General features: G+C 64.2%; 11 protein-coding genes. 6 read left to right on the top strand and 5 right to left on the bottom strand.

Annotation, left to right across the window (positions count from 1 at the left end):
- Positions 1–256, top strand: a 256-nt coding sequence (locus MXD62_RS16945) for a hypothetical protein (protein ID WP_248830261.1), incomplete at its 5' end; no start/stop codon positions are given.
- A 245-nt stretch (positions 257–501) separates the two neighbouring features.
- Here MXD62_RS16945 and MXD62_RS16940 read toward each other — a convergent pair.
- Both MXD62_RS16940 and MXD62_RS16935 read right to left on the bottom strand, forming a co-directional pair.
- Entirely contained in the window at positions 502–843 is a 342-nt protein-coding gene (locus MXD62_RS16940; protein WP_248830260.1) for a hypothetical protein, read from the bottom strand.
- A gap of 59 nt (positions 844–902) precedes the next feature.
- Entirely contained in the window at positions 903–1,292 is a 390-nt protein-coding gene (locus MXD62_RS16935; protein ID WP_248830258.1) for a hypothetical protein, read from the bottom strand.
- Positions 1,293–1,365: 73 nt separating this feature from the next.
- On the opposite strand from MXD62_RS16935, the gene MXD62_RS16930 reads away from it, so the two are divergent.
- From MXD62_RS16930 to MXD62_RS16915, 4 genes are all read left to right on the top strand, one after another.
- Complete coding sequence (locus tag MXD62_RS16930) at positions 1,366–2,955, top strand: helix-turn-helix transcriptional regulator (RefSeq protein ID WP_248830256.1); 1,590 nt, start codon at positions 1,366–1,368, stop codon at positions 2,953–2,955.
- Positions 2,952–3,482, top strand: coding sequence for an NUDIX hydrolase (locus MXD62_RS16925; RefSeq protein ID WP_248830254.1), 531 nt, complete (start codon positions 2,952–2,954; stop codon positions 3,480–3,482). The genes MXD62_RS16930 and MXD62_RS16925 overlap by 4 nt, the downstream gene beginning before the upstream one ends.
- Before the next feature lie 198 nt (positions 3,483–3,680).
- The gene (locus MXD62_RS16920) at positions 3,681–4,706 is read left to right on the top strand and encodes a Shedu anti-phage system protein SduA domain-containing protein (RefSeq protein ID WP_248830240.1); all 1,026 of its coding nucleotides are present in this window, start codon (positions 3,681–3,683) and stop codon (positions 4,704–4,706) included.
- Positions 4,707–4,987: 281 nt separating this feature from the next.
- The gene (locus MXD62_RS16915; RefSeq protein ID WP_248830233.1) at positions 4,988–5,620 is read left to right on the top strand and encodes a hypothetical protein; all 633 of its coding nucleotides are present in this window, start codon (positions 4,988–4,990) and stop codon (positions 5,618–5,620) included.
- A gap of 23 nt (positions 5,621–5,643) precedes the next feature.
- Here MXD62_RS16915 and MXD62_RS16910 read toward each other — a convergent pair whose 3' ends face one another.
- Together MXD62_RS16910 and MXD62_RS16905 are read right to left on the bottom strand one after the other, a co-directional pair.
- The gene (locus MXD62_RS16910) at positions 5,644–6,117 is read right to left on the bottom strand and encodes a hypothetical protein (RefSeq protein ID WP_248830230.1); all 474 of its coding nucleotides are present in this window, start codon (positions 6,115–6,117) and stop codon (positions 5,644–5,646) included.
- 97 nt (positions 6,118–6,214) lie between these two features.
- Positions 6,215–7,240: a NucA/NucB deoxyribonuclease domain-containing protein gene (locus MXD62_RS16905; RefSeq protein WP_248830222.1), complete on the bottom strand. Its 1,026-nt coding sequence runs from the start codon at positions 7,238–7,240 to the stop codon at positions 6,215–6,217.
- A gap of 564 nt (positions 7,241–7,804) precedes the next feature.
- Here MXD62_RS16905 and MXD62_RS16900 point away from each other — a divergent pair.
- Positions 7,805–7,942, top strand: a complete 138-nt coding sequence (locus MXD62_RS16900; RefSeq protein ID WP_248830221.1) for a hypothetical protein — start codon at positions 7,805–7,807, stop codon at positions 7,940–7,942.
- A gap of 1 nt (position 7,943) precedes the next feature.
- On the opposite strand, the gene MXD62_RS16895 is transcribed toward MXD62_RS16900, so the two are convergent.
- Positions 7,944–9,145, bottom strand: a protein-coding gene (locus MXD62_RS16895; protein ID WP_248830219.1) for an IS3 family transposase whose coding sequence is annotated in 2 segments (ribosomal slippage) — positions 7,944–8,881 and positions 8,881–9,145 — 1,203 coding nt in all. Because the reading frame shifts where the segments join, the coding sequence is not laid out codon by codon here.
- Positions 9,146–9,233 lie beyond the last annotated feature (88 nt).

Raw genomic sequence — 9,233 nt, 5'->3', positions numbered from 1 at the left:
CGGTAATAGCGAGGTAGTGGCTGAGAGCCTCCTTACTGATAGGCTCGATATACATTTTCATTTGTTAAGCTCCTCTTCTGAGAGTAGTTACTTTGGTTATAAAGATAGTGGGAATAATAAATGCTGCTTACGCAGCAAAACCAAAGAAGTAGCTCTTGGGGGCCAGGGAAATAGCAACACCACCTCGCCGAGCGAGGGTGCGAGATCTCAAGCTGGTGTTTACATTATCCATATAATATATTTTAATCTAAAATAGACATTTATGCAATTCAGTCGTTCTGAAAGCCTCCGTGTCCAGCTCTTCGACTTTGGTGCAGGGCTCCGGTAAGTTTGCCGAGTAGCGGCTCGTGGGTGTGTTGGGGTTTCTGGCAGGGCCATTGTAAAGTCGTGTTTGTGCTGGTCGTGAGGATGATCGCTTGGTCGGGATGGCGGGCGTGGTGGCGTAGGGCTCAGGCCCTACCGGCTGGACATTGAGCTATCGACGTTCGGGGAGACGCTGGTTCAGCCGGTCTCTCCCCGAACCGGTGCTCGGCGGGAATCGACGACGACGATCCTCCCGCCCAGCATCTCCATCTCCACCTCCATCGCCCCCCGCACCCGCTCCTCCGGCGACAAATGCGCCCCCATCGGCACCACCACCACGCACCCCGCCTCACACCGCACCACCGCGTCCAACAGCACCACCAACCCCGGCCGCACTGTCTGCCCCGGTCGTACGTTCCGATCCACATAGATCTCCTGCAGTGCCAACCCTTCGGCCTCGGCGAACGCCGTCACCAGCTCATGCAGCTCCGTGATCACGTCCTCGTCGTCATGCTGCAGGCAGATGTATCCGTACGCCACCGGTCGTGCGCCCCGCTCAACACTGCCGTCGCCCCGGGGCCCCGGTACCCCCGGCTCGCTCATCGTCCGGCTCCCGCCGGGCCATCGTCCCCACAGCCCCGCCGGGGCCCGGGGATCCGCCGCGATGTCGTTCCCGACCACGGCTTCACAGCCGACCGCCGGGTCAGCCCACCGTCCGGCCTCAAGCCCTCGGCCTGTTCCGCCCGTCCGGCCGCCTGTGCCACCCGGTCCCGCAACCAGCGCAGCTCCTCAGCGATCGTCTCGACCCGTTCCGTGAAGGCCGCCCGCTCCAGCGGCACCATCGGCAGCCGGTGGCCGAAGTACGCCAGCGTGACTTCCACCTTCTCCATCTGCGTCAGTGCCGCCCGCACATCCAGCTCCATCAGGCGCAGTGGCAGGTTCATCGGCACTCCCGCGTTTGGTTCCCGGTCGCCGTTCGTTCCGGTCATTGGCAGAGCCCTCCGTCGCCTCAGATTCGCCCATCCCGGACATAGCGGCGCCCGAGGCCGGAGAGCGGTCGGTGTGGACGACGATGCTCGACCCGGCCCCGGGCGCCTGAGAATGACCCTCCGTCGAAACGGCAAACCAGACCATGCCGCCCGGCGTATGCCGGGCATACGCGCATCGCGTGGTGAGGATGTCCGTTTGCGTGAGTGGCCGGATACACTCCCGGGGCCACGGCCTCTCCCGAACCGTTACGCCACGGGGGCGATCATGCCCGGACCACCATCCCGCCGGTACTGCTCGTGCGGCACCCGCTTGGCCAGCGACCATCGCGAAACCCGGTGCACCAAGTGCCTGCGGCACGAACAGCAACGGGATGCGGCCCCGCCGGATCTACCTCTGGCCTTCTGGCAGACCGATCAGCTACGGGATGCCTTCAGCTCCCAGCACATCGGCCTAGTCTCCGTGGCCTACCGCCTGCACCCGTTTCACCGCCGGCCAATCAGCCAGGAACGGCTGGGCCTCTGGCTCGGCCTGACCCAAGCACAGATCAGCCGCATCGAGTCCGGCCCGCCCATCCGTGACCTCGACCGGCTTGGGCACTGGGCCGCCACGCTTGGACTGCCACAACACCTCTTGTGGTTTGACCTGCCGGGCCGGCCTCGGACGGGCGCACCCCACGTGCCGATCCCCAACGTCGAGGCGTCCCCGGCGACCGCGACCGCATGGTTGCCCGCCGCCGCCACGCCGCACGCCGAGCTGCGGCCACACGTCGACACCATCCGCGCCGCGGCCCGTGCCTTCCGGGCAGCCGATCGCCAACTCGGCAGCGGCAGCCTCTACCCCGTGGTGACGCGCTACCTCCAGACCGACGTCTTTCCGCGGCTCATCGGCCACGGCCATCACGAACCGGCAGCCTTCGCCGCTGCGGCATCCCTCACCGACATGGCCGGCTGGCTGGCGTACGACGATCACCGGCATGACCAGGCCCGTCAGCACTTCGCCCAGGCCTTCGGCCTGGCGACCGCCGCCGGCGATCCGGCGCTGAGCGCCCAGACCCTAGTCAGCCAAAGTCATCTAGCCTTGGAGCATGACCGGCCCTCCGAAGCCGTCCACCTGGCGGAAGCCGGCCTGGCGCTGGTGCCGGACGGCCCAGCCTGTGCGCCCCTGCGCTGCCGGCTGCACACTATGAGCGCCCGTGGCTCGGCGCTCCTCGGTGACGAGGCTTCGTGCCTGGCAGCGCTGGACGCCGCCGAATCCGAACTCCACGGCGCCCACCACGACGAGCACGAGTGGCTCAGCCCGTTCGACGCAGCCGCCCTGGCCGCGGAAGCTGCCGTCTGTCGGCGCGATCTCGGCCATCTCCAGGCAGCCACGTGGCAGGCGAACATCGTGCTCAGCCTGCGCGGTCCGGACCGCGTTCGCAGCAGATCTTTTGCCCAGCTCACCCTGGCCACCGTGCACATCCGGCAGGGTGACTTCGGTGCTGCCGCCATGGTGGGGACCAACGTGTTGGATCTGACGCCGCACCTGGCGTCCCAACGGGTTGTCCGGCAGCTGCGATCCCTCGGCCACGCTCTGCACCCCCACGCCGGCGTGCCGGCGGTTGCGGCCTTCCGCGAACAGCTGACGGCAATCCTGCCGACCCCCCGGCCTGCCACACCATGAACATCGAAGAGGAGTGGCGGGCGGCCTACGGCGGCCACCCCACTCCGGAGGACATTGCCTACCTTGCCGAAGGCAACGCCCGCCAGGCCCGCAAGCGCGTCTCCGCCGACGCCCTCATCCGCGATTCCGCCGGCCGGATCCTGCTCGTCGACCCCACGTACAAGCCCGACTGGGACCTGCCCGGTGGTATGGCCGAAGCCAACGAAGCACCTCGGGACGCGCTCAAGCGTGAACTCCGGGAGGAGCTCGGTCTCGAGGTGCCGATCGGGGAGCTGCTGTGTGTGGACTGGGAGCCCCCACACGGGCCATGGGATGATCTACTGGCTTTCGTCTTCGACGGCGGGGTGCTGAGCATCGAGCAAGCAGCGTCCCTGCGGATTCGGGATCCGGAGCTGCGGGCTGTCCGGTTCTGCACAGTGGGTGAGGCCGAAGGGCTGTTGCGGCCGTATGTGGGGCGGCGGGTGCAGGCGGCAGTGCAAGCCCTCGGTGGGGACGGAGACCGCTATCTGCAGGATGGGTTGAAGTAGTGCATTAGCATGACTGCTCCCGAGCAACCCTCAAGTTGTGCCCGACATCACACTTTCTGGCAGGTTTTACTCGCAACCTTCACAAGTACGCTCATGGTCAGCTAATTGCACTGCTCCCACCTGTCTACAGTCCGGCGCGGTCGGTCAACTCTGATTCGGCACCTTCCCGGATTGACGATGCTGCAATGGAGTGCGCCAGTGGTCGACCAAGCAACGCAGCTTGAACGTCGCGCAGCAAACTCGGGAAGAGTGTCCTTCTCTCGACCGATCGCCATTCGATCCGGAAGCAGCCGAAGTCACTTCGAGGTGATCCCGCAGTACATCCCACACAAGAACGGCCCGGACACCGTCGCCGCCAAGCTGTCCTACTGGAGCAAAGCGAGCCGATCCGTAAGGTTCGGGCACCCTGCCGAGATCACCTTGAACGAGAAGGAGACGCGGCACCTCAGGGACATCCTTGATCAGGCACTTGCACTGGCTGGAGCAGGGAAAGACGGCGGCTATCTGCTCGTACCGCTTGACGGCCCAGCCACCAGCACGGCCGATGCCGATCCAGGCGACATTGGCCGTGCGGTCACGGCCCTCGTAGCCAACACGGATGTTTTGGCGGCTCTCACCGAGGATCCCGAGACGGTACGCCGACTGTCAGGGCTTCAGGGGGCCCTGCGAGTCGCGGAACTCGTCGCTGCGGTCGACCAGTTCGAAGAGTTTCTGTCTTCTGGTATAAACGCGGAGAGTACATACCAGACTTGGTGCGAGAATCATGCCTGGGCCTTCGGGAACGCCTACACGATGCGCGACGATGTTCGTACTATCGCGCTCGGCGACGAGGTCGATCATCTGATGGAACTGACCGCAAATGGGTTTCGCGACATATTTGAGCTCAAGCGGCCCGACCATTCGGTGATCCACTGGGACAGTAGTCACAAGTGCTACTACTGGTCGTCCGACGTCTCCAAGACCATCGGTCAGTGCCACCGTTACATGGACGCGCTCCATGAGGGGGCGGCGAAGGGGCTACGCGATCACCCCGAGGTGATCGCTTACCACCCAACCTCGACGATCGTGATCGGACGTTCGAACGACTGGTCCAAAGATCAGCTTCGTGCGCTTCATGGCCTGAACGCTCGGCTAAAGTCGATCACGGTCATGACGTACGATCAGTTGCTCGCTCAAGCGAAACAACTTCTAGTTACAATTCAGGCCACCGCACAGAGCGAGTAGGTGCCGCGGCACCCAAACCCGGCGCCAATTTATCGCGGCCACTGCGTAAAGGTCCTCCAGGGTACCAGATGGGACCGTTCGATCCTGCGTATACCGGGTGTAGGCTGACACGGTCGCCCCAGCGTTTCTTGCATCTATTGGCAGGGAAAATGGAAAGTGAAGCTGTAATAATGACCGCCCAATCCGCACCCGGCACCGCTTCCGCACTCTCGGTTACCGTAGCAATACGGAGCTACTTCTCGGCGCACTATCTACACTCCTCCCGACTGTTCAGCGATCAAGTGAACAAGATCGAGAAAGATGCTGTCGAGTCTCAAAGGGTGCCGAAATTCGATCCTGCACACCGCGGGTACGTGATCGGCTCGATTACCGCTTCGTGTATGTTCCTCGAAGCGATGATCAACGAAATTTTGCAGGACATCTACGACCACGCCAAGGATTCCAAGAAGAATCGCGAGTCGGACTACATCGCCCCGCTGTCAGCATCGACCAGGCGCATGCTCGCCTGGATGTGGAATGACGGGAAGCTGGAGCAGCTCCCAGCGCTACAGAAGCTCGACGCCGTGCTCGTTGCCGACGGGCACGAGCCATTCGAGCAAGGCAGGCAGCCCTACCAGGATGTCGCGCTTGTCGTCGAGATCCGGAACGCGCTGATCCACTACAAGCCACAAACGTTGGGCGGCGACCAGGTGCACCGACTGGAGAGGAAGCTGCGCGGCAAAAGCCTTACCTTGAATCCTCTCACCTCGTCTGGAAATCCGTACTTCCCCGACCAGGTTCTCGGCTTCGGCTGCACCAACTGGGCCTGGCGCAGCTGTAAGGCCCTCGCCGATGAATTCAGCACTCGCCTCGGCATCGAACCGAATTATCGACGAGCCGATTTCGTGGCGCAGTCCGACGAGTCGGGACAGTAAAATCCGGAGGATCTTCGACAGATCTATCCCTGCCACCACTGCACCAAATACTGCTCCGTCCCCTCCGGCACCTCGTCAGCCGTCTCCAACGCTGCCTCGGCGTCCTCGCGCCCCCGGGAGTACACCCGCCCCCGGTACGCGCCGGGGGCCCCAATGATCAATTCCTCCGTTGAGGGCCCCATCATGACCGCCACCAACGCCACGTTCCCGGTGGTGCAGGTGAACTCGAAGTCGGCCGACACCTCCCAGTCGTCCTGACGCTGTGGCTCCCGGTCCCACACCTCCAGCTGCGCCCCGGCCACATGATCACCCACCGCGCTGACGATGCTGATCCAGTCCAGCGCGGTGCGCACCAGGTCGTCGTCCTCCGGCGGTCCCGGCTCCGGCTGGCTCGAGTCGTGGAACCACGACACGCCCTTGTCCTGGATGTAGAAGTGCCCGTAGACCACCTCCACCGTGTCGCGGCAGGAGGCGATCAGGTTGGCATCGGCCGCCACGGGGCTTCCCCTTCGGTCTCAGAACGCCGTCAGCATCGGGTGACGGGCCAGGGCCGGCGACACTGTCCGTCGCCGGCCCGACTCGCAGGGCAGGATGCTACTTGCCCGTCGCGATGGTGAAGGCGTCACCGTCGATGATCCGGTTCCGCTCCCACCACTGGTTGACTTGTGCTCCGGCGCTTCGGTTCTGGCTGGCGTTGACCGGCCGGGCCGAGTACCGGTCGTCTCCCCTTGCCGCGCCCTCGATCGTGGCGGAGAAGGGGTACTCGTCGCAGTCCTGCTTCGGCGTCGTCTTGGCGTAGCCAGGGGAGTTCCGGTTACACGTGGCGATGGCCGTGCTGCGGTTCTTCCGCCGGAGCGCCGCGTCATGGTAGAGGCGGTGCAGGGTGCTGGGGATGGTCTTTCCCCTCCAGGAGGGCAGCGTCGAGGCCGGCCGGTTCAGCGCATCGTCGATGTGCTGTGCGACCAGAGGCACGTTGCCACCCAGCCTGAAGGTGAAGGTCGGCACGTACTGCGGGAAGACGCAGCCGGCCGTTCCCCGGGCGATGTACGAGGCCTGGTCGCAGCGGAAGTACGAGCCCCGGGCGTTGTAAGTCAGCCGGTCGTTCAGGACGAAGCGTGGGTTGAAGTAGTGCAGCGCCACCCGGTCCGGTCCGCCACCGATGAGGTCGCCCAGCGTCCCGGTGAAGTCGAAGGCCGTCGAGGGGTCGGTCCGCCAGCTGGCCAGCGGTGCCGTCCGGCCGCGGGCCACACCGGGAGTGCAGCGGCTGCATGGCAGTTGCACGCTCAGCTCGGCGTTTGCCAGCGTGCCCGTCGACTTGATCTCCCGAACCTGCACCTCGACCCGCACAGCCTGGCTGTTCTGGTTGGTGGTGACCGCGATGGCGTACAGCGCATCGACGGTGCCGATGACCCGGCCGCCCCGGTCGCGCTCGCCGGCGGACAATTTTTCGATCTTGCACCATTCGTAGCGGCTCTTGTGCCAGCCGCTTGGAGCCGTCGCCGCCTCCGCGGCGCAGTCGCCGACAGTGGCGGCCGATGCCCCCGGCGCCGGTACCAGCACCAGCAGCGGGGCCGCGATGATCGCGAGCAGCAGGGACAACGACAGGGTGCGCCCACGCATACGAGGGTCCTCTCGGCGGGGTCAGGGGGAGAACGACGCCTCGAAACAGTAGGCAAGGATCCTCAGAGTGCGTCAATTGAATTCAAACGCAGGTAAACGTCGAGATTGACGTCGAAGGTGCAGCTAGGGGCGGTCGTGGAGGACAAATCGGGTCAGTTGAATGTGACTGGTGTCACTCGGCGAACGCCGACAGCTGGCGGGCTTCAGGGGACTCGGCGGGCCCGACGGCCTTGCTCTGCGCTGAATCTGGCTGTGAAGCAAGAAAGTGCAGATGGGCGAGGGAAGCCCTCTCGTCGCCAGTCAGTTGGTCTGGCCGCTGCCGAGTAAGCGGTCGACGAAGCCGATCACCTTGTGCGGCTTGGATGGCCTGCTGCTCGGCCGTGACGCCACAGCAGCGGCAGGCTACTTGATCGGCAACAGGTGTCCTTCCCGGCCGGTTGAAGGTAACTCTCCGTGGATGCCAAACCAGCATCTAAGCTCTCCCGTGATCACCCGAATTGGAGTCTCGTAGTATCCGGCCGGGGAGCGGCAACCAACACGAGCCCATGGCGGAGGAGGCATCAAGTGGCGTTCGATGACGAGCCAGAGGATGAAGTAGAGGACGTCGACGCGCTGGTTGCCGCGTGGCAGGAAGAAACGGCCAGACTCAGGGTGGTCGCGGTGGTGTGCCCCGTTAATTCCGGACAGGGTTTATTAAGCTGATTTACGCTGCGGACTGCTTTTTCAGGTACTCGTCGTAGACCTGTTGTGGGGTGCAGTAGCCGAGTCCAGAGTGGCGGCGTGTCGTGTTGTAGCGGATTTCTATGTACCGGGTGATGTCGCGGCGGGCGTGTTCGCGGGTCGGGTAGGCCGTGCGGTGGACGCGTTCGTTCTTGAGAGTCGCGAAGAACGACTCGGCCATTGCGTTGTCGTAGCAGATACCGGTCCGGCCGACGGACTGGCGGATCCCGAGCTTCTTCAAGGTAGCAGCGAACTGGGCGGATGTGTAGTTACTTCCGCGGTCCGCATGAAAAATAGCTCCGTCGGTGAGTTGGTGGTTACGGGCGGCCATGGTGATGGCGGTATCGATGAGCCCGGTCTTGTAGTTGTCGTCCATGGCCCAGCCGATGACTGCTTTCGTGTGGCAGTCGATGACGGTCGCGAGGTACAGCCATCCTTCCCAGGTGGGTATGTAGGTGATGTCTCCGACCATCTTGGTTCCTGGGGCGTCGGCGGTGAAGTCGCGTTGAAGAAGATCGGGGATCGCGGCGGGGGTCTGGTCGGGTTCGGTCAGGGTGTGCCGCCAGGGGCGGGGCTGGCACGGCTCCAGGCCCTGCTCGCGCATGAGGGCACGGACGAGCTCGGGGCCGCAGGGACGGCCCCAGGCGAGCAGGTCAGCGTGCACACGGCGGTAGCCGTAGGTGCCGTCGGAGGTGGTGAACGACCGGACGACGAGCGTGGCGAGTTCGCCGCGGCGGGTCGCGGTCGCGGAGGCGGGCCGGTCGCGCCATTCGTAGAAGCCGGAGCGGGAGACGTCGAGCCAGGCGCACATCTGGATGATGGACGGCGCTGGTGTGCCAGCATTCGTGGTGGTGCGGGTGGCGTACTCCGCATCGATGAACTCGAACGTGTCGCTCACCGATGATCCTTGGCGAAGTACGCTGCGGCTTTTTTCAGGAATTGGTTTTCCATGAGCAGCTCACGGTTCTGTCGTTCGAGTTCGCGTAGCCGAGTGCTTTCGTCGGCGGTCGGTGGCGGTGGCTCGCCAGCGTGGGCGCGCCGGTAGGTGGCGACCCAGCTTCCAAGAGTTCCTTCGACTATGCCGAGTTCCTGTGCGACAGCGGCGATCGGACGGGACGTCTCGATCACCATCCTCACGGCCTCTTCCTTGAACTCAGGCGTGAACTTTCTGCGCTTCTGCGTCAACTCTCATTCCCTCCGGACTACCCCCATCTATTCTAGTAGGGGCCACTGTCCGGGAGAAAAGGGGCACCTCACGGACCGCGTCAGATGG

Origin of the sequence: Frankia sp. Mgl5 (genome assembly GCF_023242985.1) — a bacterium.
GTDB lineage: Bacteria > Actinomycetota > Actinomycetes > Frankiales > Frankiaceae > Parafrankia > Parafrankia soli.
The sequence above is the reverse complement of the archived record's forward strand: the minus strand, read 5'-3'. Positions and strand labels throughout refer to the sequence as shown.